The organism is Alcanivorax sp., from assembly GCF_017794965.1.
Classification (GTDB): domain Bacteria; phylum Pseudomonadota; class Gammaproteobacteria; order Pseudomonadales; family Alcanivoracaceae; genus Alcanivorax.
In genome coordinates, this window is the sequence record NZ_CP051240.1 from 1,032,516 (window position 1) to 1,058,308 (window position 25,793).

Below are 25,793 nucleotides of genomic sequence, written 5' to 3' on the forward strand. Positions count from 1 at the left end.
CGCGCATGTATACGCGCGCGAGGGCTACCGACCGGAGTTGAGCACCCTATCTGCCAGAGCGTTACCGGTCATGCGCTGGTAGGCGGTCCAGTCCACAAACCATAGGCGCCCAATCTGAGCCCCGGGCAGCACATCGCGCTTCAGTTGATCCCTGATTGTCTGGCCCGTGAGCGGGGTTCCGTTCTCTCCCCATACCCGGCGCTGAAATTCCCTGATTTTGATGAGTTCGGTCTTTCTCATGTCCATTTCCCCTTGTTATGTGGCAGATAGCTATACCACAGGGACATGGTTACCGCTGTGTTTTGCGACCAATACGCGCGCGAGGCCGGCTGGCGGGAAGATTTATCTGACATCACTACGCGCGTAGAGGGTGCGCACTCAACTGCGCACTTCGCACCTAGGTTCGCACCCCTTACGCGCGTTAATGCTGGGGTTGGTGCTGCTGGCCTACCCTAAGGTTTCCATAAGGTTTGCTGGAATCGGGAGGAGGGAGGGGGGCGAGCCTGCAGCTGGGCCTGAATGTTGACAAATGCTGACATCGGGAAGGGCTGGAACCTGAAAAAACCTGAAACGTCGATCCGTGGCTTGGCTGGTGTATACGCTTCGTCTACTGGTCAAAACTTGACATGGCCCGATGATTTTATCCGGGTCATTACGCGCGAGGATCTGCCGGCCAGTTTGAAAAGGAATCAAAATTAATCAAAGCGGCCTGGGTGCCGCTACCCCAGAAAATCAAAGGTTGGGTGAAGGTTTTCTTGAGGTCACTGCGCGCGTAGAGAATGTTGAACCATGGAATCCAGGTGGGCAGGGCTGCCGAACACTAAGGTTTGAGGGCGCCTTGCTTGGAAATGCTGACTCCGGCCCGTAGTGGCCAGGCAGTGTACGATGCATCGTACAAACTGACCATGAGGGGGAGGGCCGGCCAAAGTGCCCTCCGAGCCGGCCCTTGAAACGACTGGGCCGGCGGTTATGAGGCGCCCCACAAAGCGAGCCGATAAACGGTCCAGCCGGCCAATTCTGGGGGTATAAATGGGGGTATAAGTTTGACATAAGGGCTGTAATGTCAAATAAAAACAATGGGTTGTTGGTGGTATTCGTGTCCACTCGGTTGTACCAAATTTCAAAAGGGCCTGTCGCATTGCGACAGGCCCTTTTTTTGGTTCATAGCGGGGCCTGTTGAGCACCCGTATCCGCAAGCGCTGCCCGACTGTCGCTGTGGGAGCTTGATTGCAGGCGAAGGGGTTTAGGTCGATTGCGGGAAAAGCTTCGCTTGCAAGCAAGTTATTCGCTTCGCTCACCCTTCGGGCCGCACTCCGTGCGTTACTTCGCTACGCTACGTTCCCACATCAAGATCGAAATCGCCTTCAGCTAACCCTGGCTAGGCCCCTTTCCCGAAATTCTGCGATGAACCTTTTTTTGAGCCGCTCTGCGCCTGCATCACGCAACCGCTGCACCTGGAACGCGAAGGCGGTGAAGACTCCGCAATGGATTCGGTGGTGGTTTCGAGTTACGAGAAGCGGGTTTCGAAAAGCAAAACCCGGAATGCCCCTGTTGTTCAGGCTTTCGCAACTCGTGCCTCGTAATGTGCTTCTGCGGGCGTCCTGGATTGCCGCGGACGGACGCAGGCTTTCGCGTTAGACTCTCTCTATTTTCCCGATACGTTGCGTCACCATGTCTGCACCGGATTTCCTCGGCTCTCCAGCTGCACGCCTTGTGCTCTATCTGCCTCACCGCCCGGAAGGGCTGGAGAACTTTTGCCATGCGCCATCGGCCCAGGCCATTGTTGCGGCCAACTCCAACCACTGGCGCAAGATCATCAATCTGCTGGCCAAGGTGGCAAGCCCGGTTGAAGACGCGTGGCGGGTGTTTCGTGATGATGATCTGTTTGCGCATACGGCGCTGTGTTTCTCGCCCTTTCTTCAGCCAGGGGAGTGCTGGCACTGGATTGCCGGACAGGCCAACCTGGCGCGTTTTGGTGCGCTTGCCGGTCAGCCGGAGGCGTTGGCTGGCGATGGGGAGATTGCGGTGGATGGGGAGCGCATGCTGCTGCTGTCCCCGTACCCGGATTATCGGCAGCTAAGCAATGCGCGGGTGTCACGGATGCGCAGTGTGCTGGCTCAATCCGGGTTTTATGCCCGGGAGGCCTGCTGATGCGCCCTTATCGTCTCGGCTGCCCCCAGTGGCAACATCCCAGCTGGAATGACCGGCTGCCAGAGGGTGGCAGCGCTCTGGCCCGTTACAGTCGGGTGTTTGATTGCGTGGAGGGCAACACCACCTTCTATGCCACTCCAAGCCAGCAACAGAGTGAACAGTGGCGCGCCCAGGTGCCTGATGACTTTCGCTTCCAGTTCAAGTTTCCCAGGGCGATTACCCATGACTGCTTGCTGCAGGATGTGGCAGGGCAGGTGGATGCCTTTCTGGAAGTCATGGCGCCGCTCCGTGAAGTGATGGGCCCTTTTCTGCTGCAATTGCCTGCGGCATTCGGCCCCGAGCAACTGGATAACCTGTGGTCCTTCCTGGATGGGTTGCCACAACCGTTGGACTGCGCGGTGGAGGTGCGTAATTTAGCGTTCTTTTCCAAGGGGGAGAGTGAGCGGTTACTGAACCAGGGGCTGCGGGCGCGCAACACGGCGAGGGTCTGCTTCGACAGTCGCCCCCTGTTCAGTGTGCTGGCACGGGATGAGGTCACCGCCGATGCCCAGCGCAAGAAACCACAGGTACCGGTGCATGTGCTGCCTGTGGACGCAGACCCGGTGATCCGCTTCATCGGCCATCCCGATTTGCAGGCCAATCCGGCGTTTCTGCAGCCCTGGGTTGCGCGAGTGGCGCAATGGGTTTCACAGGGGTGGTCCCCTTACATGTACATTCACATGCCGGATAACGGCGATGCCCTGGCGCTGGCGGAACTGTGGCACGGGATGTTGCAGGAGGTGATGCCGGAGCTAGAACCGTTGCCATTGGGCAGGCAGGTGGATCAGCCGGGATTGTTCTAGAGAAGAGTTGAAAGTTTAAAGTTTAAAGTTGAAACGCGAGACCGGGGTGGTGCCGGGTTTATGTCAGTGGCTCCGCGCTCAAAGGTCGAGCGCGGGCACGGCGTCAAATACATGATCACCTTAACCGCGCTTTTTAACTTTCAACTTTCAACTTTCAACTTTCAACTTTCAACTTTGAACTGCTTTAGTTCAGGGCGATGCGGGTTTCATCGCGACGGCGGCTGTTTTCCGCCCACACCAGCAGGTCGTAGTAGCGGCGGATGTGGCGGACATAGACCACTGCCTGACCGCCCCGGGCGTTACCGTATTTGAGCTGGCTGGCATAGGCCGGCTTGGCCAGCATGGGCAGACGCTGCTTCACATCCTGCCAATTGTCCGGGTTGCCGCCCTGGCGTTGGGTCAGGATTCGGGCATCTTCCAGGTGACCAAAACCTACATTGTATGAGGCAAGCGCCATCCAGGTGCGGCTGGGCTCGGGGATGCGGTCCGGAATTTTGGCATGTACGCGACGCAGATAGGCGGCGCCGGCGGTGATGCTCTGGGTCGGGTCGGTACGATCGCTGATACCCATCTGACGAGCGGTGTCGTTGGTGAGCATCATCAGGCCCTTCACCCCGGTGGGGGAGATGGCGCCCGGATCCCACAGGGATTCCTGATAGGCTACAGCGGCCAGCAGACGCCAGTCGAAGCCACTGTCCTCACCGGCCTGGCGGAACAGTTCCTCGTAACGGGGCAGGCGTTGCTCCAGATGACGCATGAAACTGCGGGCGGCATACAGGTTGAAGTGTTCCACATGCCCGTAGAAGCGGTCTTCCAGCTTGGCCGTGGTGCCGTCGGCTTTCACCTGGGTCAGGTAACGTTGAGCGGCCAGGTACAGGCTCTGGTCATCCTTGGGGTTGAGGGCCCAGGCAAGCGGCAGGTCTGTGGCCAGGGTGTAGTCGGCAATCAGGTCCGGCCACAGGGCGCGCTGCAATGAATAGGTGTTGGAATGAATCAGGCTGTAATCCACCTCACCATCTTCCACCAGTGCCAGTAACTGCTCCGGGGTGGCGTCTTCCACTTCGATGAACTCCAGTGCCGGATTTTCCAGCTGAGCCTGAATCAGTAGTTCGGCGTGGCTGGAACCGGCCGGCACGGCAACAACATGGCCCACCAGTTGATCCACATCGGTGATGCGGGGGCTGTCCAGACGGCGTACCACCAGGGAGTCGACCTGCTGATACGGGGTAGTGAACTGCAGACCTTCGCTGCGTTCCGGGGTGTTGACCAGGCCTGCCGCGGCAATGTCGGCAGTGCCCTTGCGAATGGCGTAGCGAATATAGGAGAGATCGCTGGATTCCAGCACCTTGAGCTTCACACCAAGGCTGTCGGCAAAGCCCTTGGCCAGTTCGTATTCCATGCCGGTGTGACCATGCTGGTCTTCGTAATAGGTCGTATTGGACGGACGAGTCATCACCACCAGCTCGCCACGGGCCATCACCCGCTCCATGGCGGAAGGCGTGGGGCGCATAGCCAGCATCAGGCCAATCACGCTGAACAGGGCCAGCGAGGCCAGGAGATGCTTACTGTGTCGGAAGAACACCGTCATCCTTGGGGCTACCTCTGTCAGGTTATCCAGACAGGCCGATACTGCCTTACGTCGACCGGGTTGCTATTTCAGCAACTAATACGTCTCGTCCTATATGTGATCTATATCACGAAAGACGGTGCGCACTCTATCATTGGCAAGCCCCTGATATGTAACCATTTGTCGGACAATAGCTGGTTTTTTGCACAAATTTTAAAAGTCACGAATAGAGCATTATTTTGCTTATCAGGCGTGCGGCGTAGGAAATAGCCCTTTTTCTGAGGTGTGTCGTATGACCGGCATGTGACCGGCCCAAATCGTTTAAATAACCCCCACTGAAGGCTGCGATGGGCGGTCAAATCCCGTATCATTGCGGCCCTGAATTGGGCAGCCCCCAACCCCCCACTGGTTAATCAGATAAGGCGCACTATGCTGATCCTCTCCGGAAGCCCGGCCCTGTCCGCATTTCGTAAGGAAAAACTGCTGGAATCCCTGCCCGGGATTTCTGCCATTTCAGCCCATTATGTTCACTTTGTGGCTCTTCATGAATCCCTGAACGCTGCCCAACAGCAGGTGCTGGAGGGATTGCTGGAGTATGGGCCGTCACTGGAAGAGGACGAGGTTGAGGGGCAGCGTTTTGTAGTGGTGCCGCGCCCAGGCACGATTTCGCCCTGGTCGTCCAAGGCTACCGATATTTGCCACAATGCGGGCTTGACCCAGGTTGAGCGTGTGGAACGTGGCATCGAATATCGTCTGGCGGGTGAGGGCGACCGCGCTGCGCTGTCGGCGGCGCTTCATGACCGCATGGTGGAAGTGGTGCTGGCGGAACTGGCCGACGCCGAAGCCCTGTTTGCCCATCACGCGCCCCGTGAATTGTCCACGGTGGATGTGATGGGGGGCGGTCGCGCCGCGCTTGAAGCCGCCAACGGCGAGCTGGGACTGGCGCTGGCGGCCGATGAAATCGATTACCTGGTGGAGCAATTCACTGCGCTGGGGCGTAACCCGGCGGATGCCGAGCTGATGATGTTCGCCCAGGCCAATTCCGAGCACTGTCGACACAAGATCTTCAATGCAGATTGGACCATTGACGGTGAAGAACAGGACCTGAGCCTGTTCGGCATGATCCGCAACACCTACAAGCACGCGCCGGAAGGCGTGCTCAGTGCCTATAAAGACAACGCCTCCGTGGTGGCAGGCCCTGTGGCCGATCGCTTCTTTCCGGCGCCGGGCTCTGCCCGCTATGAATTCGTCAACGAGCCTGTTCACCTGTTGATGAAAGTGGAAACCCACAACCATCCCACGGCAATCGCGCCGCACCCAGGGGCAGCAACCGGTTCCGGTGGTGAAATCCGCGATGAAGGCGCCACCGGTCGGGGTTCCAAACCCAAGGCTGGAATGACCGGCTTCTCGGTGTCCGACCTGAATATTCCTGGTTACGGGCAGCCCTGGGAAACCGGCTATGGCAAACCTGGCCGTATTGCCTCAGCGTTGGATATCATGATTGAAGGCCCCATTGGCGGTGCAGCATTCAACAATGAATTCGGTCGCCCCAACCTGTGCGGCTACTTCCGGACCCTGGAAATCCAGGCGCCGGGTGTGAACGGTGATGAAATGCGCGGCTACCACAAGCCGATCATGATCGCCGGGGGCATGGGTAACATTCGTGATGGCCATGTGGAAAAGGATCCCATCAAGGAAGGCGCGCGGATCATTGTGCTCGGTGGCCCGGCCATGCTGATTGGTCTCGGTGGTGGGGCGGCCAGTTCCATGGCTTCCGGCCAGTCCGATGAAGCCCTGGATTTTGCCTCTGTGCAGCGGGACAACCCGGAAATCGAACGGCGGGTGCAGGAAGTGATCGACCGCTGCTGGGCCATGGGTGACAACAACCCCATTGTTTCCATTCACGATGTGGGTGCGGGGGGGCTGTCCAATGCACTGCCCGAGCTGGTCCACGACCATGACATGGGCGCAAAGCTGGAGCTGCGCCGTATCCCCAGCTCCGAGCCCGGCATGAGCCCGGTGGAAATCTGGTGCAACGAAGCCCAGGAGAGGTATGTGCTGGCGGTGATGCCCGAGGATGTGGATACCTTTGACGCCATCTGCAAGCGAGAGCGCACCCCCTACGCGGTGCTGGGTGAGGCGACCAGCGAAGAGCATCTTACCGTCAGCGACGAGCACTTCGGCAAGCCGCCGGTGGATCTGCCCATGGACCTGCTGTTCGGCAAGCCGCCGAAAATGCAGCGCAGCTTTGAGCGCGAAGACTTCCAGCGCCAGACGTTCACCACCGATGGCATTGACCTGAAAGAAGCCGGTGAGCGTGTCCTGCGCCTGCCCACCGTGGCTTCCAAGAGCTTCCTGATCACCATTGGTGACCGCTCCATTACCGGTCTTGTTCATCGAGACCAGATGGTCGGTCCCTGGCAGGTGCCCGTGGCTGACTGTGCAGTGACCGCTACCGGCTTTAATCAGCGTAGCGGTGAAGCCATGGCCATGGGGGAGCGTACCCCGGTGGCACTGGTGGATGCACCGGCCTCCGGCCGTATGGCCGTGGCGGAATCCATTACCAATATTGCCGGTGCCCACATTGGTGATTTGGGGCAGATCCGCCTGTCCGCCAACTGGATGGCCGCGGCGGGCCACCCGGGCGAAGACCAGGCCCTGTTCGACACCGTGAAGACGGTCGGTATGGAACTGTGTCCGCAGCTGGGTATTGCTATTCCGGTGGGCAAGGACTCCCTGTCCATGCGCACGGTGTGGAAAGACAAGGGGATCGACAAGAGTGTCACTGCACCCTTGTCACTGATCATTTCCGCCTTCTCCACCGTTACCGATATTGATCTGACCGTCACCCCGGAGCTGAAGACCGATGTGGCCAGTGAGTTGCTGCTGCTGGATCTGGGCCGTGGCCAGAACCGTCTTGCCGGTTCTGCGCTGGCCCAGGTGTACGGCAAGGTGGGAGACGTGGCGCCGGACCTGGACGATGCCAAGGACCTGATTGCCTTCTTTGAGGTGACCCAGCAACTGCTGGCCGAGCGCAAACTGCTGGCCTACCACGATCGTTCCGACGGTGGCTTGTTTGCTACTCTCACCGAGATGGCCTTCGCGGGTCGTACCGGGCTGGACATCAGTCTGGATAACATTGCCGGTGATACCCCGGAAGCGGTGGCGGCTCTGTTCGCTGAGGAATTGGGTGGGGTGATCCAGGTGGCTGAAGAGCATGTTGATGAAGTGCTCAAGCGCTACGATCAGGCCGGCCTCAAGCAGTGTGTGTCTCGCCTTGGCCGTGTGGATGCGGACGATGTGGTTCGCGTACGGCTTGGCGGTGGCATCCTGCTGGAAACCCCGCGCCGTGATCTGCAGCGCATCTGGGCGGAAACCAGCTATCAGATTCAGGCCCTGCGTGATAACCCGGATTGCGCCCGTCAGGAATTCGACGCCATTCCAGTGAGCAATGGCCCGGGCTTGAACGTGCGCCTGACTTTTGACATGACGGAAAACCCGGCGGCGCCGATGATCAACACCGGTGTGCGTCCGCAGATGGCGATCCTGCGCGAGCAGGGCGTCAACGGCCAGACCGAAATGGCCGCCGCGTTTGATCGTGTGGGTTTCGATGCTATCGATGTACACATGAGCGATCTGCTGGAAGGGCGGGTCAAGCTGGAAGACTTCAAAGGCCTGGTGGCCTGCGGCGGGTTCTCCTACGGTGACGTATTGGGTGCCGGCGGCGGCTGGGCCAAGACCGTGCTGTACAACGAATCCCTGCGCGATGCGTTCAACCGTTTCTTCTTCCGTGAAGATACCTTTGCCCTGGGCGTGTGTAACGGTTGTCAGATGCTGTCGCACCTGAAGGACCTGATTCCCGGCGCCGAGCACTGGCCGCGCTTCGTGCGCAACCTGTCCGAGCAGTTCGAGGCTCGTACCTCGCTGGTGGAGATCCAGCATTCCCCGTCCATCCTTTTGCAGGATATGGCCGGCACCCGTATTCCCATTGCCGTGGCCCACGGTGAAGGGCGGGTGGAGTTGGCGGATGATGCACTCAACCGCAACATCGAGCAGCAACTGGTGGCCCTGCGTTACGTCAATGGTCTGGGTAATCCCACCGAACAGTACCCGGCCAACCCCAATGGTTCGCCCCAGGGGGTGACGGGCTTCACCACCACCGACGGCCGGGTGACCATCATGATGCCGCATCCGGAAAGGGTGTTCCGCGTGTTGCAGAACAGCTGGATCCCGGATGACTGGCGCGGCCATGAGAATGGCCCCTGGCTGCGCATGTTTGCCAATGCACGGAAGTGGGTGGGGTAAAAAGCAGTTAACAGTGAACAGTTAATAGTTAACAGCTGAACAAAAAGGCGGGAATGGCTTGGCTATTTCCGCCTTTTTTGTGGCACTTATTGATCTTGTCGGGAGCGGCACGGGTGTTCAGAATCAAACGGTTGTTTGAATGCGTTTTCGCTGTTCACTATTAACTGTTAACTATTCACTGGTGTTCCTGTGTCCGAAAAAAAACCGGAAAAAACCTACGGTCCGTTCGAGCTTCGCACTGCCTATGCCACCGAGCCGGTGCCGGATGATTTTGTTCAGCGTCGTCGTATTGGTGAGGCCATTCGTAGCCTCTCCGAGCGGCTGATCCGGGTGGAAGCGGATGAGGCCACGTTGACGGACTGGGCAGACCAGCTTGAGGCATTGGTGGCAACAGTGGGGGAGCCTGAGCGGCGGGACAGCCGTCAGGCCAATCGCAAGTTGTTCACCGGTGCCGCGACGATTGGCGATCTCTACCACATGATGGACTACGACCCGGTGGGTGGCGGGGCCAACCCCATCGCGCCGCAGATCGACTGGCTCAAGGAAAGCCAGGACGGGGTGGAAGGCAAACTGTGGCTGGGACAGCAGTATCAGGGCCCGCCTGGGCGGGTGCATGGTGGTGTGGTGTCCTGGATTCTGGATGCGGTGCTGTCCCGGGCCATGCATGCCTCGTTCCGTCTTGGCGTCACCGGCACCCTGAATATCCGCTACATGGCGGGCTCTCCCATTGAAGAGACCCTCCACTGTCGCGCTCATATTGTGCGTCAGGAAGGCCGCAAGATCTTTATTGAGGGTGGCATCTGGCACGGTGAAACCCAGACCGTTCACGCGGAAGGGGTGTGGCTGACTCCCAAGAGCCTGGGCTGACCATGAGCGATTCCCGATACCATTTTCGTGATATTCGCGTGGCCGAAACCCCGGAGCCGGGTGAGCGCGCGGTCCTGCATCGCCAGCTGGGCAGGGCGCTGGCAGCACTGAATGAACAGGTACTGCGGCTGGATGCGTCGGAAGAATCCCTGCGCGGTTATATCGAACAGGTCCAGAGCCTGAGCGGGGCCTTGGCCGAGCACGGTCAGCGTGATTATGCCACCACGCTGCGACGGCTTCTGGATGGTGAGGGCTCGGTGGATGATGTCACTGACCTGGTGGATTTTGAAATCCTCACCGGCAAGGCCTCGCCGATATCCCCGCCACTGGAACTGTGGCTGGAGGAAGACCGGGTGCGCGGCAAGGCCACCTTTGGCCCGGCGTTTCAGGGGCCACCTGGGCGTTTGCATGGCGGTGTGATTGGCCTGGCGCTGGATATTGTGCTGGCCAAGACACAGGACTTTGTCGAGCAGATCGGTGTCACCGGTACCCTGAAGATTCGCTATCTGGCGGGCACACCGCTGGGGAAACCGGTAGAGTTTGAAGCTCGACCAGTGCGTATTGAGGGTCGCAAGCTGATCTGTGAGGGATCGGTGTGGGTGGATGGTCAGCAGACCGTGGCCGCGGAAGGGATCTGGATTTCCAGCCGCGGTGACTATCGTCTCAAGCCTGAATACGCTGACCTGGAAGCTGCTATCCGCGTATAAGGAGTCATCATGAGGGAGCTGACCTACAAGCTGTGTTTTTATGTGCCGGAAACCCATGTAGAGCAGGTCAAGCGGGCGGTGTTTGACGCCGGAGCCGGACATATCGGCAACTACGACTGTTGTGCCTTTCAGGTCCGCGGTGAAGGCCAGTTTCGCCCGCTTGATGACAGTCTGCCGTTCCTTGGAGAGCAGGGAGAGGTCGAAGTCGTGGCCGAGTACCGGGTGGAAACTATCGTCACCGAGTCCCTCCTGCACGCCGCCATCAGTGCCCTGCGCCTGGCGCACCCCTACGAAGAACCTGCCATCGATCTGTTCCGGCTGGAGCCGTTGCCTGCATAGCTACCGGTTATATAAGGTGCGCTACGAAGCCGCTGTAGGAGCCTGCCTGCAGGCGATCCGAGCCTAAGCGAGGTAAGGATTCCAGAAGCGAGTTTCGAAGGGCAAAACCAGAAGCATGGAAAGCGGTTTGGGGTTTGATCTTCGAGATGGGTTTCTGGAATCCTTACCTCGCTTAGGCTCGGATCGCTCAGGCGAGCTGAGCTCCTACGGTGGGGTATAGCGAGGGTTTTACCGATGCAAAAAGGCCCGCCCGGGTACCGGGCGGGCCTTTTTGCATCAGGCATCAGGCATCAGGCATCAGGCATCAGGCATCAGGCATCAGGCATCAGGCATCAGGCATCAGGCATCAGGCATCAGGCATCAGGCATCCACCCGCTGTCCATCAATCTTCGCTGGGGCGTCGTTGCAAGGGGGCGATATCCTGGCAGCGTACCGGGAAGGTGCCGTTCTGCAGATCATCGATATAAAAACGCAGAGTCCGGCCGATGGTGGGAAAGGCCAGCTCATCCCAGGGGATCTCGTCCAGGCTGAACAGGCCTGCATCGCAGCTTTCCTCGCCGACACCGTATTTGCCGTCTTCGATCCGGCCAAGGAAGAACACGTACACCTGGTTGATGTGCGGCAGATTAAAAACCGTGTACAGATCGCCAATGGCTACGGTGGCACAGGCCTCTTCCCAGGTCTCCCGGGCTGCACCCTCCTGCAGGGTCTCTCCGTTCTCCATGTAGCCAGCGGGAAGGGTCCAATACCCCTTGCGAGGTTCGATGTCGCGCTTGCAAAGCAGTACCTTGCCATCCCACACAGGCACCGCCCCGACCACGATTTTGGGGTTTTGGTAGTGTATTGTCTGACAATTTTTGCACCAATATCGTGGCCGGTTGTCACCCTCCGGAATGGTGAATTGAAGGTCTGAATGGCCACAATGGCTGCAAAAACGCATGAAATCTCACTTATCTTGCCGGCTGTGCAGGGGCTGATTCTACAGGAGTTTCCCCGGATACCCTATCCGGGGTATGGGCAATCTGCCTGCCTCGGTGTATAAAAAATTATGGCTATTCCGTGAGCAATGTCTCAATTTTGCAATTGTTAAAAATAGCCATAAGGATTAATGCGAGCCCGTTGGGGTTAGTCCTAGACTAGTCGTCCGGGCTGAGTAGCCAGTCATCTGACCGCACGGTCAGGTTAACAAAGGGAAGGAAATTCCTGATCGCAATTCATTGCAGACGGGAAAGGGGACTCGGAAATGGATGTTTCGATGGCGCAGGGAACGCGTGACGAAAGTAAAACCTATCTTGTTGTTTCTCATTGCAACAATCTGGCGATTCGCCTGCTGGCGAAATCGATAGAGAACCAGCGTGGCGTGGCCTGTACGGCGATTACCCGTGATGATTTGTTCTGCGACCAGATTCAGGACGATCTCGTACTGATCAATGTGCTGGACTTCTCATCTGCAGAGATCGAGCGGTTACTGGGACGCGTCCAGGAAAAGATGCCCATGTGTCGGGTAATACTGGTGAACGCAGATCGGAAGGATAATATATTTTTCCTTTTGAACTGGCCGGTTGTTAAAGGTGTTATCTATCAGCAGGATAATGACACTCTGATCTCCAAGGCCATTGATGTGGTGTGCAAGGGGCGTAGCTGGTTCCCTCGTAACTACATGGATTACCTGGTTCGCCACCGCAAAACGCCTACCCGATGCGGACATGTGTTCGAAAGCCTGACCAGCCGTGAGCGTCAGATGCTGGATCACGTGGTGCGTGGCATGAGCAACAACGAAATCGCCGATGCGCTGTGTTTGAGTACTCACACAGTGAAAGCTCATTTGCAAAGTCTCTATCGCAAGGTGGGCGTGAAGAACCGCGTTGGTGTGATGCGCTGGGTACATGAAAACCATCTGGAAGAAGAAGATCGCTGATGAAACTTCAGCGACACTTCCTTCTGGTGGTGTGGCTTGGGTTGACGCTCTCTGCGAATTCGGTAGTCGCTTCAGGCCTTGAGTCAGAGTTGGGCGTTGTGGTCGACAAGACGATTACGCCGATTGGCAAGCGTTTTCATCAACAGTTCGCCTATCAGAGACATTATCTTTACCCGGACACTCCCTTCACGGTCAGCATTCATGAACAGCCTTCTGCACGAAGCGGGAGCATCATCACCATTGAAGGAGCGGACACCCAGTTGGCCCGCTTTATTTTGTCTTTTGCATCCAACTGGGAAGATGCCCGTGTTCAGGCATTGGTGCAGTCAGTTGAGAATCAGGTCAGGCGTCTCAAGCTGCTGAATACCCTCGTTGATAATCCAGACCTGGCCAAGGACGGCTACTAATGAAACGTATTTTTGCCAGCGCCATGCTGGCGTTATCCCTGCCTGCTGCCGCAGTGGCCAGTGAGCTTGTCTACCAGCCGGTGAATCCCAATTTCGGTGGTAACCCACTGAACGGGTCTCACTTGCTGGGCAGTGCGCAGGCACAGAATGACTTCAAGGACCCCAATGCGTCTTCTTCAAGTTTTGAGCGGCCATCAGAGTTGGATCGGCTGACGTCATCGCTTCAGTCCCGATTGCTGAGTCAGTTGCTTGCCGATGTGGGTGACGGAAATGAGGGCAGCATTGTGACTGACGACTTTGCTATCAATATTCTGGATGACCAGGGAGTGTTGTCCATTCTCATTGAGGACATCAATACCGGGGAAGTGACCCAAATTGAAGTGGATGGCCTGGTGCCGGACACTTTTTAGAATCAGGGAAGATTATGGCTACGTTAAAAATAAAAGGCGCGTTAGTGCTTGCCTGCGCGCTTTCATTATCTGCTTGTGTGACTCCTCCTCTGGACCCTGAAGCGCCCGCACTGGTTGAAAAATCTCAAGTTGCCCAGGACCTGGAAAAACTGCCGGCGCCCAAGGGCCGGATCATGGCTTCCGTTTACAGCTTTCGCGATTTGACAGGGCAGTATCGTCCTGCGCCAGCATCATCCTTTTCCACAGCGGTGACACAAGGTGCTGCGGCATTTCTGATTGATGCGTTGAATCGCTCGGGGTGGTTTCTGACGCTGGAGCGTGAGGGACTGCAGGATCTACTCACTGAACGAAAAATTGCTCGTGCAGTTGTTGAGAAAAAGCAAAAACAGGGCGCAGCGATAGCCGACGTCCCGGATCTGTTCTCCTCGGATATTCTCTTTCAGGGCGGGATTGTTGCCTACGAGACCAATATCAAGACAGGAGGGCTGGGCGCGCGTTATCTGGGTGTGGGCGCGTCCGAGCAGTATCGCACCGACCAGGTGACGGTGAACCTGAGAGCCGTGGATGTCCGTACCGGCAGAATCATCAATACGGTTTCTACCCAGAAAACGATCTATAGCAAGGAGCTCCAGGTCGGTGTCTATAAGTACATCGATTTCAAGGAGCTGCTGGAGAGTGAGGCCGGAGTGACCACCAATGAGCCGGTTCAGCAATGCGTCAAGCTGGCGGTTGAGGCAGCAGTTGCGCATCTTATCGTCAAGGGTGTGCTGGACGGAAACTGGCAGCTCAAGAACCCGGATGATATGCGTAGTGACATTATTGAGCAGTACGCTGTGTCATTCCGACAGCAGTAACAAGTTTGCGCTTGGCGGCTGTGCCTGCCGGGCGCAGCACCAATGCATCATGCTTTCCCGGTGACCCCGGCGATGCATGGTGGTGCGCCGCAGGGCGGGCACTCCTGACAGTCATAAGCGAGATGCAAAGACGCTCTGAGGCCTATTGTGGCGGAAATACTTTTGATATCTCGGCAATAATCTGATTGTCGCTGTCACGAATCATCCCGGTCACTTCCACGTTGTCTTGTGGCGAGGTATTAACCTTGATGTTTCCCAGTGTCTGGGTTGTAGCGTCCATCACGCCCTTACCTGATTGACTGGTACGACTGCTCCCGGCAGGACCTTTCTTGTTGACGCTGATTTCATAGCGGAAAGCTTTTCCTTGGGTCGGGCATTGCAGTGCTAGCTGATACCGTGACAAAGCGTGCTCCGCGGTGTGAATGACGTCAAGCTGACAGTGATCTGTTGCAGCTTCTGTGGGCATGGGCGAGACTCCTGCAATGAATACGATGGCCAGAAACAAGGACCGTGTTCCGGAGCGCTGTTGCTGAGATCGCTTAAAACTGATGTACCGATGCATTGTTATCAACCCCGAATTGCAATATGCGCCCCTCATTTGCCCCTGATGATTGGATGATCCAGGCATTATTGCCTGGCAGGGAAGGGGCGGTGGATCGTTGTTCAATAATTGCGGTCTGATCGTCGCCGGTCTGGCGGATTTTTCCCCAGTTGTCAGGTCCATCCTGCTCAAGGGTGGCGCTCAGTTCGTCACCACCGTTTTGTTCGATGAATGCCGTATTGCCTGCGCCCTCACTGTTGCGCTGCTGAATGTGGGCCTGGCTGTTGTTGGCATGCTGCTGGCTGATGTTTCCAAGCGAGTGATCACTTTCCTGTTGGGAAACACTGGCGCTGCTTTGCAGGCTGTTGTGCTGGTCAATGAAAGCCGTGCTATCGGCTACTGACTCTTGGCTAATATGCGCTTGCGTGACGCCGCTGTTCGATTGCGATATTCGGCTTTCCGACGCGTCGCTGTGTTGCTGGTATATCTCGGCATCGAGGGTGTCTGAGGCCGCCTGATTGATGGAAGCGGTATCCTCTTTGCCATTACTCTGGTGGATCTCTGCCTCGCCGGACAGCAGTTCCTCCTGTTTGATGGTGGCAAGGTTTGCCTGTGAGAAATGGGTTTGATTGACGATAGAGGATGTTGAGTGAACATCCTGCTGGCGAACCTCTACCTGGTTATGGTCACCCTCTGTCAGGGCTTGTATGTGGCTTTTTTTTGCATTCTGTTGCGATGCCTGGGCGTCGTTATGCGTCCCTTTCTGAACCAGTGTGACGCTATTATCTGCAGTGCTGTGGCCTGACAGGGTAAGCAACACGATTGCGGTAAAGACAAAGACTGATTGTTGCATGATATCCGCCCCCGTCTATCCCTGGTGTGATTGTTGCGTCCTGCGACAATGGGCACCGGTGCCGCTGAAAATCCTGGTTTGCGTGGCGTCTGGAAATTGCGTTATCGAATATTCCGATTTTGTAACAGCTGATAGTGGAGCGGAATTAGCCGGAATTACTGAATTTCAGGGGTAACCGCCCAGTGTGCGCCTGTTGGGCAGGTCCGGGCGTCCACAAGCTGGTTGTTGGTCTCCATGTATTCGGCGCCTTCTTAAACAAAAAACCGGGGCCTGAGCCCCGGTCCTGTTTGCAACAATCAGTTCTGGTCGATCAGGGCGTTGTTACCGCCGCCGCCAGCCTGATAGATGGATGCCATATCCATGGTTGAAGATTGCAGGATGGTTGCAACATTTTCGTTGCCCAGGGCGCCAACCCCGCTCTGCTCAATGTAGGCCCAGTTGTCCGGGCCGCTCTGGTTGATTGTGGCAATGCCGTATTCCGCCGGTGCGGTTTGTTCTACTTCGGCATAGTTATCAACGTCGGTCTGGTCAATGTCGATAACGCCGTTACCACCATGGGAATGGGCCTGGGCGTAGTTGCCGGAGGCTGATTGATCAACGGTCGCCACGTTGTCGGAACCGGATTGATCGACCTCGGCTTCGTTGCCATTGCCGGTCTGGGTCACGGTGGCAGAATTGCGGTCACCGAGGCCCTGGTCCACATTGGCAATGTGGTTGTCACCGCTCTGGTCAACGGTGGCATCGCTCAGCCAGGAGCCTTGCTGGTCGATATCTGCCATGTTGCCGCTGTCGGTCTGTGTAATCATGGCCGTAGAGCCGCCTGAGAAGTTCTGGGTGATGCTGGCATCGTTGCCGGAACCGCTTTGATCAACCACTGCATCGGATCCGAGAGAGATGTTGGTCTGGCTGACCGTGGCGTTGTGGTTGAGTCCGGTTTGATCCACATCGGCGGTGGCAAAGCTGGAGAGTGACTGATCAACAGTGGCAGTCAGCCCGCCGCCCAGTGTCTGGTCGATAGTTGCAACATTATCCACTCCGGCAGATTGGGTAATGCTGGCGCTGGAGAAGGCGTCAACCAACTGGTTGATGGTGGCAGAGGCATTGCCGGTCGCGGTCTGGGTGATTTCGGCGCTGGCGAACGTGGCTGCACCCTGGTTGATAGTGGCATCAGACCCGAAAGAGTCAGTCTGTGAAATAGTGGCATCGACAAATGCGTCCAGGCCTTGATTCACCGTGGCGGTGTTGAAGGCGCCGCCATCCTGGGTGACTGTGGCGGTAGCGGAAAGCGTGCCGTTCTGGTTCACTTCGGCGTCAGAGCCAAAGGAGCCACCCACTTGGCTGATGGAGGCAGAAGAGTTGAAGGTGTTGCCTTCTGCATCATCCTGACTGATCGTGGCGTTATTGGCACTGCCTTCTTGCAGAACGCTGCCAACCACGGAAGCACTGGAGTTCTGGGTGATGCTTGCCGTGTTGTCATTACCGGTGGTGTCCACCGATGCGGTTTGCGGGCTGCTGCTGTTGGTTTGCAGCACATCCGCTGTATTGTCATCGCCAACCTGGGATACGGTGGCGTCATTCAGATCGGTATTGGACTGTGTGGTTGTCGCGCTGTTGCCGTTACCTGTCTGGCTGGTGGTTGCGGTGTTGTCAGCGGCATAGGCACCGCTGACCAGGGCCAGCGTGATGGCGGCAGCCAATGGTTTGATTACGTTCATATCCCTTCTCCTCATTTTTCGGTATGCATCCTGCGACCCGAGGTAAAATGCTTGTTGTCTTGAATCGCACAAATTCAGTGTGATACAGGTCATGAATTTTAAGTATTGGTCCCAAAGCCCAATTTAAAATTTTATTTTTAATACGCTCAGATGAGAAAGAAGAAGGGTTTCGGGGCTGTTGGTATAGGAAGGATTTGCAGATCAGGATGTGATGGCTAAACGTTGTCTACTTGCCGGTGGCATCGGCATTAGTGCGCCTCTGAACAACTCCTTGCATGCTCAGTCTTTCAGGCTGGTTCGCCCCTCTTCGGCCAAGTTTAAGAGGGGGCACTTTTGAAGACATGCTGGTTGCCTTTATAGATTCATACCTTCAAAACAAGGCAACAACGATTGTGGATCAGCCTGAAAGACCCGGGAGCCCCCGTTCGGGCATAAAGGCGCGGCCTGAAGCCACTGCTGTCCCACAGATTGACTTAGCGAAGCCCGAAACCTGCCAGGCTGGCAAGCCGGCGGGTTTCGCTGTTTAGGGGAACAGGATTTAACCGCCGCATTGTGACTCTCGCAGATGCCCGTCTCGTGGGAGCCTGCTTGCAGGCGAATGTGGGTGCGGCAAGAGCTATTCGCTTGCAAGCATACCCTGACGAGCACTGAGAGCTCCCACAAGAGAAAGCGCCTCCGCTTTCTCAGGACTTTTATGAAACTGTGGCACAGCAGTGGGCCTGAAGCGCACATCTGCTGAGCCTTGCCTCTTGGAAAGGGAGCCACCCTGACCATCGAGGCAAGGCTCAGCAGCTGTGCGCTTCAGGCCACGCTGAATATGCAAGGAGTTATTCAGAGGCTCCTTAACCGATACGGTGCTCGCCAGATGGGAGCAATCAGGGTTGTTTTTCCCCTCAGATTAGACCGGATACTTGAAGCTGAGCCCTTGGGTTGCGCTTCGACAGTGATTCCCCTGGTTGTCTGAAGGTCGGCTGGCGGGATGTGGATATTCAGGTTTTGCGGTGAGAGAGGTGTGGATTCTGGTTGGCGGCTTGGCGTGGATGATGCAGTTTAATAGCGAAGCACGCCCTAAAATAAAACCGGGGCCTTGCGGCCCCGGAGTGAACTATGCCTTACGAAGAAGGATTAGTTCTGGTTGATCAGGGCGTTGTTGCCGCCACCGCCAGCCTGGAAGATGGACGCGGTGTCCATGGTTGAAGACTGCAGGATGGTGGCAACATTTTCGTTACCGAATGCGCCAACACCGCTTTGCTCGATGTAGGCCCAGTTGTCGGCGCCGCTTTGGTTGATGGTCGCAATGCCGTACTCGGCAGGTGCGGTTTGCTCAACCTGTGCGAAGTTGCCATCAGCAGACTGGTCGATATCGATGATGCCGTTGCCGCCATGAGAGTGCGCCTGGGCATAGTTGCCGGAAGCAGATTGGTCAACCGTGGCCAGGTTGTCGGAGCCGGATTGGTCCACTTCAGCTTCGTTACCGTTGCCAGTTTGGGTAACGGTGGCAGAGTTGCGGTCGCCAAGGCCTTGATCAACGTTGGCAATGTGGTTGTCGCCACTCTGATCGACAGTGGCGTCACTTTGCCAGGAGCCTTGCTGATCGATATCGGCCATGTTGCCGTTGTCGGTCTGGGTGATCATGGCAGAGGACAGACCTGAGAAGTTCTGGGTGATAGTGGCGTCATTACCATTGCCGCTTTGATCAACGACAGCATCAGAGGCAAAGGAAATGTTGGTCTGGCTGACGGTAGCGGTGTGGCTGAGGCCGGTTTGATCCACATCTGCAGTGGCGAAGCTGGACAGAGACTGGTCCACGGTTGCGGACAGGTCGCCGCCAACCACCTGGTCGATGGTGGCAACGTTATCAATGCCGGCAGATTGGGTGATGGATGCGGTGGAGAAGGTGTCAACCAGCTGGTTGATGCTGGCAGAGGCATTGCCTGTGTCAGTCTGTGTAATTTCAGCGCTGGCAAAGGATGCTGCACCCTGGGTGATGGCGGCATCGGACCCGAAAGAATTGGTCTGGGTGATGGTGGCATCAACAAAAGCGTCCAGTCCCTGGGTCACGGTGGCGGTGTTGCCCGCGCCGCCATCCTGGGTCACGGTGGCGTCAGCATCGATGGTGCCGGTCTGGGTGACAGTGGCATCATTGTCAAATGAGCCGCCAATCTGGTTGATGGAGGCGGAAGAGCTGAAGGTGTTGCCTTCCGCATCGTCCTGGTTGATCTCAGCGGTGTTTTGATCACCGGCTTGCAGGATGGAGCCGCTCACTGAGGCGCTGGAGTTCTGGGAGATGCTGGCATCGTTATCGTTACCAGTGGTATCCACAGAAGCGGTTTGGGTGTCGCTGCTGTTGGTTTGCAGCACATCCGCGTTGTTGTTGTCGCCCACCTGGGAAACGGTGGCATCGTTGAAATCGGTGTTGCTTTGAGTGGTGGTTGCAGTGTTGCCGCTGCCAGTCTGGCTGGTAGTGGCGGTGTCACCTACGGCCCAGCTTGCGCTGGAAATGGCGGCCAGAACTGCAACAGCCAGGGGCTTCATTACGTTCATGGGTGTTTCTCCTCATCGTGTCTTAGGCAAAATAAAAGTGGTGCAATTTATCTAGTCCCATTGCTGAATGGAGACATACATTCCGGCCCCGAACTGGGACACCGAAACTCCTTGGGCGGTGCCACGCTGTGAAATTTCAGCGTAGTTGCCAATCCCGTATTGAGCGATTTCGGCCACGTTGTACTGGCCAAGTTGTTCGATGGAGGCAGTGTTAAAGCTGCCATTCTGATCGATGGTGACGATGTTCCCGAACCCGTACTGGGCGACGACTGCAAGGTTTTCCCAGCCGAGCTGGGTGATGTCGGCTTGTTGGCCTGTGCCTTGCTGGATGAGATCGGCCTGGTTGCCATAGCCTCTCTGGGAGAGGCGGGCGTCGTGGCTGGATCCAGCCTGGGAGACGGTGGCAGCGTTATTGCCACGCTGATAGACAGCCGCGAACAGATCGGCGCCGGTTTGGGAAATGTCTGCACGGTTATGGAGAGGGATTTCGTCGAAAAGCGAAAGGTCGGTGGCCATGGCGGAGACTGACATCGTCAAAAGTGCCATGAAAAGGGCTCTGCGGCCTTGATGATTAAGTACCCTGGTATTCATAAATCCTTCCCTCAAATGTCTTCCATGACATTTTTCTTCCTCGCCCAGTGAGTCTTGCTCGATTCCTGGCTGGTGGATATTGCTCTCGGGTGCCGAATTTGTGACGTGGTTCTAGTTCTGTGGTGTAAGCAATATCTCCCCAGGCCTTGTTGCAGCGGGGTGTTTGATGTCGTGTAGATGTTGGAAAAGCTATTTTTCACGGGTTTTACGTTTAAATCGTGGGATAGCCTTGCGGTGTAGGAAATTAGCTACGGCCGTAGTGCTGGACAGGCTCTGCATGTATACCTTTCTTTCACGCTGGATTGCTTGAAGGCTTGCCGCAGCGGCTGATGCTGTTCAAACTACCGTTTGAATCCATGGGTCCGGAGAGTGGTGTGCTCGACTTGCTCAGGCAGCGTTTGCCTGGTTACCAACGCACTGAGTTGCCGCTGGCGCTGCCAGAGGCGGCGGTGTTGATGCCGCTGGTGGACACCCCGGAGCCCCGGGTGATCCTCACAGTCCGCTCCAGCTCCATGCCCACCCATGCCGGTGAAGTGGCTTTTCCGGGTGGCAAGCGGGATCCGGAGGACAAGAGCTTGCTGATGACGGCCCTGCGGGAAACGGAAGAAGAAGTGGGCCTGAGTCGCGAGTACGTAGATGTATTGGGGCAGTTGTCCCCCATTGCGTCACGCTATGGCATGAAGGTCACACCCTTTGTGGGGATTGTGCACCCCGATGCACAGCTGCAGGCGGAGCCAGGGGAAATCGAGACCATCTTTCAGGTGCCCCTGACGTTCTTTCTGGAAGAGCGCCCGGAACTGTCCAGCCCCATCGATTTCTTCGGCCGGCGTTTTCGCATTCCCAGCTACTACTATGAAGACAAGCGGATATGGGGGCTGACGGCCTTCATGATTCTGGATTTGATCAATCACGTATACGATGCCGGTATCGAATTTGATGTGTCTCACTGGCCGGCAGACAGGGAACAATAAGCATGATTTACAAAATTGGCAGCCGCCAGCTGGAACAGCGTGGCAGTGGGCACTGGATTGCCGAGAATGCCACCGTCATCGGTTCGGTGGTGATGGAAAGCAACACCAGTATCTGGTTCAACGCCGTGCTGCGCGCGGATAATGATCTGATTGAAATTGGCGAGAATACCAATATTCAGGATGGTGCCGTGCTGCACGTGGATCCCGGTGTGCCCATGAAGATCGGTCGGGATGTCACCGTGGGGCACAAGGTGATGCTGCATGGCTGTACCATCGGTGACAACAGTCTGATTGGTATCAATGCGGTGGTGCTGAACAAGGCGGTGGTTGGCAAGAACTGTATTATCGGTGCCAATTCGCTGGTCCCGGAGGGTATGAAGATCCCGGATAATTCCCTGGTGATGGGGTCGCCCGCGAAGGTGGTCAAGGAAATTACCGAGGGGCACAAGGCCATGCTGACCATGAGCAGCATGCACTACGTGGCCCATGCCAAGGAATTCCGTGAGAACCTGGAAGTGGACGAACGATTCGATCATGACTGACCGTCAGCGAGTGTCTCCTTGCGTGTCCATTTGCGCGCTGGATGAGGATGACATCTGTGTGGGGTGTTTTCGCTCTGGCGGCGAGATATCCATCTGGGGGCTGTTGACCGATGAGGAGAAAGACGAGGTCTTTCGCCGCATCGAGCAACGCATGAACGGGGAGCCTGCTCCCTGCGTGGTGAGAAGCAAGAAGGCAAGCGAATGAGCAATGGAACCCCTACCCAGAGTGGCGGCAAGCCGGTTGTCGGGCTGGCCCTGGGCAGTGGATCGGCCCGCGGCTGGGCGCATATCGGTGTTATTCAGGCGCTGGAAGAAATGGGTATCGAGCCCCAGGTGATTGCCGGCACCTCGGTTGGCGCCATTGTTGGTGGCGCCTATGTGACAGGAACGCTTAATCAGTTTGCCGAATGGGTCAAGAATCTCACCGTCAAGGATGTGGTGGGGCTGCTGGACATCAGCTTTTCCGGTGGCGTGGTAAAAGGAGAGAAGCTGTTCGGGTTTTTCCGTGAACACCATGAAAACCCCGAGATCGAGCATCTGGAGAAAAAGCTGGTTACGGTAGCGACCGACATGACCACCGGCCGTGAAATCTGGATTACCAAGGGCCCCATGCTGGATGCCGCACGGGCGTCCTGTGCGTTGCCTGGCCTGTTTTCCCCGTTCAACCTGCAGGGGCGCTGGATGCTGGACGGTGGTCTGGTGAACCCGGTGCCGGTGTCAGCCGCCCGAGCCATGGGCGCGGACATCGTGATTGCGGTGAACCTCAACGCACAATTGGTTGGCGGGCACCTGGCCCGGGACACCCGTAGCCAGGTGGAAGGGGAAGAGGGCTCGGAAGAAGAGCGCAGCATCTGGCACAAGGTGATGAATTACTTTTCTACCGAAGACGGCGAAGACCCCGGGTTCTTTGATGTGGTGGCGTCCAGCATCAACATCATGCAGGACCGCATCACCCGCTCGCGGATGGCCGGCGACCCGCCGGAAGTGACCCTGGTGCCGTTACTGGAAGACTTCGCCCTGATGGACTTTCACCGCGCCAAGGAAGCCATCGAAGAAGGCCGGGCGTTGGTGAAACGGCATGAGGCGGATATTCGGGGGTGGGTGGGGAATGCAGTTAACAGTTAACAGTGAATAGTTAACAGCCGCGTCCACCGCCTTTGATTTTCAAGCCGTGATGCTCGCGCCCAAAGTGGGGCGCGGGCAGAGACTCCCAACAGAAAACAAACATTTCGCACGCGAACTGTTCACTATTCACTGTTAACTGTTCATTGCCTTCCTCATTCTGGCCGCCTTCACCATATTGTCCTTCACTTGCAGGATTTCGATCTGGTAATCGAGGATCTGGACCGAGATGTTGGCGTCGGGGATGTCCTGGAGGTACTCCAGGATCAGGCCGTTGAGGGTTTTGGGGCCGTCGGTGGGCAGGTCCCATTGCAGGGTGCGGTTGATGTCCCGCAGGGTGGTGGAGCCGTCGATGACGTAGGTGTCATCTTCCTGGGGATGAATGTCCTGGCTGGTGGCGGCCAGGTCGGTGGTGAATTCACCCACGATCTCTTCAAGAATATCCTCCAGGGTGACCAGGCCGAGCACATCGCCGTATTCATCCACCACGATGCCGATACGTCGCTTGGCATTCTGGAAGTTGATCAACTGCTGATGCAGGGTGGTGGCCTCAGGCACAAAGTAGGGCTCGACGGTGTACTGCATCAGTTCCGCCTTGTTGATCTCTTCCTTAAGTAGCAACCGGCTCAGTTTGCGCAGATGCAGCAGGCCGATCATGTTGTTCGGGTCACCGTTGTAGACCGGCAGGCGGGTATGCTGACTGGCCCGCAGGGTGGTGAGGATGTCATGCATGTCATCCTCCAGATCGATGCCCACCATCTCGTTGCGCGGCACCATGATGTCTTCCACCGTGACTGTCTCCAGATCAAGGATATTGAGCAGCATCTTCTGGTGGTTTTCTGGTATCAGGCCGCCGGCCTCATTCACCACGGTACGCAATTCCTCGGGGCTGAGGTGGTCGTCGCCCTGCTCATTGGCGTTGATGCCTGCCAGGCGCAGGAGGATGTTGCTGACGCCGTTGACCAGCCAGACCAGCGGCGCCAGCAGAGTCTGCAATGGCTTGAGGGCGACGCTGGCCGGGAAGGCCACGCGCTCTGGGCGCATGGCTGCAAAGGTCTTGGGGGTAATCTCGGCAAACACCAGCATGATGATGGTGATCACCACGGGTGCAACCGCAGCGCCACTGTCACCCAGCCAGCGAATGGCCAGAATGGCGGCCACGGTGGCGGCAAAATTGTTGACGAAGTTGTTGCCGATCAGGATGACCGACAGCAGCCGGTCGGTGCGCTTGAGCAGTCCCTCCACCCGGGCAGCCGCCTTGTGCCCCTGGCGGGCCAGATGACGCAGCCGGTAGCGGTTGATGGCCACCATGCCGGTTTCGCTGCTGGAGAAAAAGGCTGAGCCAAGAACCAGAAAGACCAGGGCGCCAATCAGCCACCCGTCAGAGAAGGTATCCAAGAGAAGAGTCGTTTATCCGCCAGTTGGGTGGATATTGTTCGGGGTGGGGGTGAGGGGTGTCAAGGAGGCGGGGATCAGTTAATAGTTAATAATGAATAATTAATAGCTGCGCGAGCAGCGATTGTCTTGATGCAACGCATGGAGCCGCGCCCAAACTCTGGGCGCGGCTCCATGCGTTTCAAAACATGAAAACCCGTCTCGAGGCGTTATTCATTATTCACTATTCATTATTAATTGCGGTGCAGGATGAACTCCAGCACCAGCTGACTCCCAAAGAAGCCCACCAGCAACACCCCAAAGCCGCTCAGGGTGAAGCGGATGGCGGTGCGGCCGCGCCAGCCGCGCAGGTAGCGGCCGGCCAGCAGAGTGGCGAAGACCACCCAGGCGATGATTGTGAGTACGGTCTTGTGGACCAGGTGCTGGGCGAACAGGTTGTCCACGTAAAAGAAGCCGGAGGCAATGGCGATGGTCAACAGGATTTCGCCCACCCAGATGGCCTCGAACAACATGGTTTCCATCACTTGAACCGGTGGAAACAGCCGCATGATGCCACGAATATGGCCTTCCCTCAGCTGGTGGTCCTGGATGCGCACCATCACTGACTGGGCGGCAGCAATGGCCAGTACCGAATAAGCGAGAATGGAGAACAGCACATGAGCCCCCAACCCGTGGGCCATGGGCTGGATGTTGCCTTCCTGGGTGGCCAGCACCATGCAGGGAAGGGTCAGGGCGGCAAAGGGGTAGGCGATGGCGTTGATCCATTCAAACGGCCGGTGCAGGCAGGACACCAGCACGGCCAGCACGCAGGTGGCGCCGACCATGGAGGCCACGGCAAACAGGCCCAGGTGCAGGCCATTGGGGGTGACCATGACGCTCCACAGGCTGATGCCATGGGCAACCAGTGCCAGCGAGCCGGGCAGCAGGATGGATTGCCGGGATGGCTGGGTTTGCCCTCTGAACTGGGAAAATACAATCAGGCTGGCAACGGTATAGAGCACAAAGGCTGCAATACCGCTGATCACGGTAAGCGTCATGGGTGTTGATATCCATCCAGTAGCCCGAAGACGAAATTGCCGGGCAATCCGAAGAAGTCTGGCATAGGGTCAAGTTGACTATCAACAATCATTCTCATTTTGCGGGCGGGTTTGG

At 57.1% G+C, this 25,793-nt stretch carries 24 protein-coding genes; 14 read left to right on the forward strand and 10 right to left on the reverse strand.

The window, feature by feature from the left end; genetic code table 11:
- Positions 1-24 precede the first annotated feature (24 nt).
- Entirely contained in the window at positions 25-240 is a 216-nt protein-coding gene (locus tag HF945_RS04615; RefSeq protein WP_290524580.1) for a DNA-binding protein, read from the reverse strand.
- Positions 241-1,671: 1,431 nt separating this feature from the next.
- On the opposite strand from HF945_RS04615, the gene HF945_RS04620 reads away from it, so the two are divergent.
- Together HF945_RS04620 and HF945_RS04625 are read left to right on the forward strand one after the other, a co-directional pair.
- Positions 1,672-2,151, forward strand: a complete 480-nt coding sequence (locus HF945_RS04620) for a hypothetical protein (protein ID WP_290524581.1) — start codon at positions 1,672-1,674, stop codon at positions 2,149-2,151.
- Positions 2,151-2,993: a DUF72 domain-containing protein gene (locus HF945_RS04625; RefSeq protein WP_290524582.1), complete on the forward strand. Its 843-nt coding sequence runs from the start codon at positions 2,151-2,153 to the stop codon at positions 2,991-2,993. Before HF945_RS04620 ends, HF945_RS04625 begins: the two co-directional genes overlap by 1 nt.
- 184 nt (positions 2,994-3,177) lie before the next feature.
- Here the strand turns inward: HF945_RS04625 and mltF are convergent, their stop codons facing one another.
- Positions 3,178-4,581 carry a membrane-bound lytic murein transglycosylase MltF gene (gene mltF, locus HF945_RS04630; protein WP_290524583.1) on the reverse strand — a complete coding sequence of 468 codons (1,404 nt, stop codon included), beginning with the start codon at positions 4,579-4,581 and terminating at the stop codon, positions 3,178-3,180.
- Positions 4,582-4,989: 408 nt separating this feature from the next.
- On the opposite strand from mltF, the gene purL reads away from it, so the two are divergent.
- The 4 genes from purL (at position 4,990) to HF945_RS04650 (ending at position 10,778) form a co-directional block, all read left to right on the forward strand.
- Entirely contained in the window at positions 4,990-8,865 is a 3,876-nt protein-coding gene (gene purL / locus HF945_RS04635) for a phosphoribosylformylglycinamidine synthase (RefSeq protein WP_290524584.1), read from the forward strand.
- Positions 8,866-9,054: 189 nt separating this feature from the next.
- Positions 9,055-9,732, forward strand: coding sequence for a PaaI family thioesterase (locus HF945_RS04640; RefSeq protein ID WP_290524585.1), 678 nt, complete (start codon positions 9,055-9,057; stop codon positions 9,730-9,732).
- Between the two features lie 2 nt (positions 9,733-9,734).
- Complete coding sequence (locus HF945_RS04645; RefSeq protein WP_290524586.1) at positions 9,735-10,439, forward strand: PaaI family thioesterase; 705 nt, start codon at positions 9,735-9,737, stop codon at positions 10,437-10,439.
- 9 nt (positions 10,440-10,448) lie between these two features.
- Positions 10,449-10,778, forward strand: a complete 330-nt coding sequence (locus tag HF945_RS04650) for a YqfO family protein (protein WP_290524587.1) — start codon at positions 10,449-10,451, stop codon at positions 10,776-10,778.
- A 382-nt stretch (positions 10,779-11,160) separates the two neighbouring features.
- Here HF945_RS04650 and HF945_RS04655 read toward each other — a convergent pair whose 3' ends face one another.
- Positions 11,161-11,718 carry an NUDIX hydrolase gene (locus HF945_RS04655; RefSeq protein WP_290524588.1) on the reverse strand — a complete coding sequence of 186 codons (558 nt, stop codon included), beginning with the start codon at positions 11,716-11,718 and terminating at the stop codon, positions 11,161-11,163.
- Positions 11,719-12,021: 303 nt separating this feature from the next.
- On the opposite strand from HF945_RS04655, the gene HF945_RS04660 reads away from it, so the two are divergent.
- Genes HF945_RS04660 through HF945_RS04675 form a run of 4 tightly spaced genes read left to right on the forward strand, consistent with a single transcriptional unit; the run spans position 12,022 to position 14,367 of the window.
- Positions 12,022-12,696, forward strand: coding sequence for a response regulator transcription factor (locus HF945_RS04660; protein ID WP_290524589.1), 675 nt, complete (start codon positions 12,022-12,024; stop codon positions 12,694-12,696).
- A complete protein-coding gene (locus tag HF945_RS04665; protein ID WP_290524590.1) occupies positions 12,696-13,103 on the forward strand; it encodes a CsgE family curli-type amyloid fiber assembly protein in 408 nt (135 codons plus the stop codon). Before HF945_RS04660 ends, HF945_RS04665 begins: the two co-directional genes overlap by 1 nt.
- The gene (locus tag HF945_RS04670; RefSeq protein ID WP_290524591.1) at positions 13,103-13,513 is read left to right on the forward strand and encodes a curli assembly protein CsgF; all 411 of its coding nucleotides are present in this window, start codon (positions 13,103-13,105) and stop codon (positions 13,511-13,513) included. The genes HF945_RS04665 and HF945_RS04670 overlap by 1 nt, the downstream gene beginning before the upstream one ends.
- A 14-nt stretch (positions 13,514-13,527) precedes the next feature.
- Complete coding sequence (locus tag HF945_RS04675) at positions 13,528-14,367, forward strand: CsgG/HfaB family protein (protein ID WP_290524592.1); 840 nt, start codon at positions 13,528-13,530, stop codon at positions 14,365-14,367.
- 142 nt (positions 14,368-14,509) lie between these two features.
- On the opposite strand, the gene HF945_RS04680 is transcribed toward HF945_RS04675, so the two are convergent.
- The 5 genes from HF945_RS04680 to HF945_RS04700 all read right to left on the reverse strand — a co-directional run bounded on the left by HF945_RS04680 (position 14,510) and on the right by HF945_RS04700 (position 20,611).
- Positions 14,510-14,833, reverse strand: coding sequence for a hypothetical protein (locus tag HF945_RS04680; RefSeq protein ID WP_290524593.1), 324 nt, complete (start codon positions 14,831-14,833; stop codon positions 14,510-14,512).
- A gap of 73 nt (positions 14,834-14,906) precedes the next feature.
- Positions 14,907-15,761, reverse strand: coding sequence for a hypothetical protein (locus tag HF945_RS04685; protein ID WP_290524594.1), 855 nt, complete (start codon positions 15,759-15,761; stop codon positions 14,907-14,909).
- A gap of 296 nt (positions 15,762-16,057) precedes the next feature.
- Positions 16,058-17,476: a hypothetical protein gene (locus HF945_RS04690; RefSeq protein ID WP_290524595.1), complete on the reverse strand. Its 1,419-nt coding sequence runs from the start codon at positions 17,474-17,476 to the stop codon at positions 16,058-16,060.
- Between the two features lie 1,125 nt (positions 17,477-18,601).
- On the reverse strand, positions 18,602-20,020 hold the full coding sequence (locus HF945_RS04695; RefSeq protein ID WP_290524596.1) for a hypothetical protein: 1,419 nt from the start codon (positions 20,018-20,020) through the stop codon (positions 18,602-18,604).
- A 51-nt stretch (positions 20,021-20,071) separates the two neighbouring features.
- Positions 20,072-20,611: a hypothetical protein gene (locus HF945_RS04700; protein WP_290524597.1), complete on the reverse strand. Its 540-nt coding sequence runs from the start codon at positions 20,609-20,611 to the stop codon at positions 20,072-20,074.
- A 329-nt stretch (positions 20,612-20,940) separates the two neighbouring features.
- Between HF945_RS04700 and HF945_RS04705 the strand changes: the two genes are divergently transcribed.
- The 4 genes from HF945_RS04705 to rssA are packed head-to-tail and all read left to right on the forward strand — an operon-like array spanning position 20,941 to position 23,249.
- The gene (locus tag HF945_RS04705) at positions 20,941-21,582 is read left to right on the forward strand and encodes a CoA pyrophosphatase (protein WP_290524598.1); all 642 of its coding nucleotides are present in this window, start codon (positions 20,941-20,943) and stop codon (positions 21,580-21,582) included.
- A gap of 2 nt (positions 21,583-21,584) precedes the next feature.
- The gene (locus HF945_RS04710) at positions 21,585-22,124 is read left to right on the forward strand and encodes a gamma carbonic anhydrase family protein (RefSeq protein ID WP_290524599.1); all 540 of its coding nucleotides are present in this window, start codon (positions 21,585-21,587) and stop codon (positions 22,122-22,124) included.
- On the forward strand, positions 22,117-22,329 hold the full coding sequence (locus HF945_RS04715; protein ID WP_290524600.1) for a DUF1289 domain-containing protein: 213 nt from the start codon (positions 22,117-22,119) through the stop codon (positions 22,327-22,329). Before HF945_RS04710 ends, HF945_RS04715 begins: the two co-directional genes overlap by 8 nt.
- Positions 22,326-23,249, forward strand: a complete 924-nt coding sequence (rssA, locus tag HF945_RS04720) for a patatin-like phospholipase RssA (protein ID WP_290524601.1) — start codon at positions 22,326-22,328, stop codon at positions 23,247-23,249. Before HF945_RS04715 ends, rssA begins: the two co-directional genes overlap by 4 nt.
- Positions 23,250-23,381: 132 nt before the next feature.
- Here rssA and HF945_RS04725 read toward each other — a convergent pair whose 3' ends face one another.
- Together HF945_RS04725 and ccsA are read right to left on the reverse strand one after the other, a co-directional pair.
- Complete coding sequence (locus HF945_RS04725; protein WP_290524602.1) at positions 23,382-24,644, reverse strand: HlyC/CorC family transporter; 1,263 nt, start codon at positions 24,642-24,644, stop codon at positions 23,382-23,384.
- 230 nt (positions 24,645-24,874) lie between these two features.
- Positions 24,875-25,678, reverse strand: coding sequence for a cytochrome c biogenesis protein CcsA (gene ccsA, locus HF945_RS04730; RefSeq protein ID WP_290524603.1), 804 nt, complete (start codon positions 25,676-25,678; stop codon positions 24,875-24,877).
- Between the last annotated feature and the right edge of the window lie 115 nt (positions 25,679-25,793).

Coding starts and splice junctions, on each gene's coding strand:
- HF945_RS04615 (WP_290524580.1), bottom strand. CDS start 240: ATGAGAAAGACCGAACTCATCAAAATCAGGGAATTTCAGCGCCGGGTA.
- HF945_RS04620 (WP_290524581.1), top strand. CDS start 1,672: ATGTCTGCACCGGATTTCCTCGGCTCTCCAGCTGCACGCCTTGTGCTC.
- HF945_RS04625 (WP_290524582.1), top strand. CDS start 2,151: ATGCGCCCTTATCGTCTCGGCTGCCCCCAGTGGCAACATCCCAGCTGG.
- mltF (WP_290524583.1), bottom strand. CDS start 4,581: ATGACGGTGTTCTTCCGACACAGTAAGCATCTCCTGGCCTCGCTGGCC.
- purL (WP_290524584.1), top strand. CDS start 4,990: ATGCTGATCCTCTCCGGAAGCCCGGCCCTGTCCGCATTTCGTAAGGAA.
- HF945_RS04645 (WP_290524586.1), top strand. CDS start 9,735: ATGAGCGATTCCCGATACCATTTTCGTGATATTCGCGTGGCCGAAACC.
- HF945_RS04650 (WP_290524587.1), top strand. CDS start 10,449: ATGAGGGAGCTGACCTACAAGCTGTGTTTTTATGTGCCGGAAACCCAT.
- HF945_RS04655 (WP_290524588.1), bottom strand. CDS start 11,718: ATGCGTTTTTGCAGCCATTGTGGCCATTCAGACCTTCAATTCACCATT.
- HF945_RS04660 (WP_290524589.1), top strand. CDS start 12,022: ATGGATGTTTCGATGGCGCAGGGAACGCGTGACGAAAGTAAAACCTAT.
- HF945_RS04665 (WP_290524590.1), top strand. CDS start 12,696: ATGAAACTTCAGCGACACTTCCTTCTGGTGGTGTGGCTTGGGTTGACG.
- HF945_RS04670 (WP_290524591.1), top strand. CDS start 13,103: ATGAAACGTATTTTTGCCAGCGCCATGCTGGCGTTATCCCTGCCTGCT.
- HF945_RS04675 (WP_290524592.1), top strand. CDS start 13,528: ATGGCTACGTTAAAAATAAAAGGCGCGTTAGTGCTTGCCTGCGCGCTT.
- HF945_RS04680 (WP_290524593.1), bottom strand. CDS start 14,833: ATGCCCACAGAAGCTGCAACAGATCACTGTCAGCTTGACGTCATTCAC.
- HF945_RS04685 (WP_290524594.1), bottom strand. CDS start 15,761: ATGCAACAATCAGTCTTTGTCTTTACCGCAATCGTGTTGCTTACCCTG.
- HF945_RS04690 (WP_290524595.1), bottom strand. CDS start 17,476: ATGAACGTAATCAAACCATTGGCTGCCGCCATCACGCTGGCCCTGGTC.
- HF945_RS04695 (WP_290524596.1), bottom strand. CDS start 20,020: ATGAACGTAATGAAGCCCCTGGCTGTTGCAGTTCTGGCCGCCATTTCC.
- HF945_RS04700 (WP_290524597.1), bottom strand. CDS start 20,611: ATGAATACCAGGGTACTTAATCATCAAGGCCGCAGAGCCCTTTTCATG.
- HF945_RS04705 (WP_290524598.1), top strand. CDS start 20,941: ATGCTGTTCAAACTACCGTTTGAATCCATGGGTCCGGAGAGTGGTGTG.
- HF945_RS04710 (WP_290524599.1), top strand. CDS start 21,585: ATGATTTACAAAATTGGCAGCCGCCAGCTGGAACAGCGTGGCAGTGGG.
- HF945_RS04715 (WP_290524600.1), top strand. CDS start 22,117: ATGACTGACCGTCAGCGAGTGTCTCCTTGCGTGTCCATTTGCGCGCTG.
- rssA (WP_290524601.1), top strand. CDS start 22,326: ATGAGCAATGGAACCCCTACCCAGAGTGGCGGCAAGCCGGTTGTCGGG.
- ccsA (WP_290524603.1), bottom strand. CDS start 25,678: ATGACGCTTACCGTGATCAGCGGTATTGCAGCCTTTGTGCTCTATACC.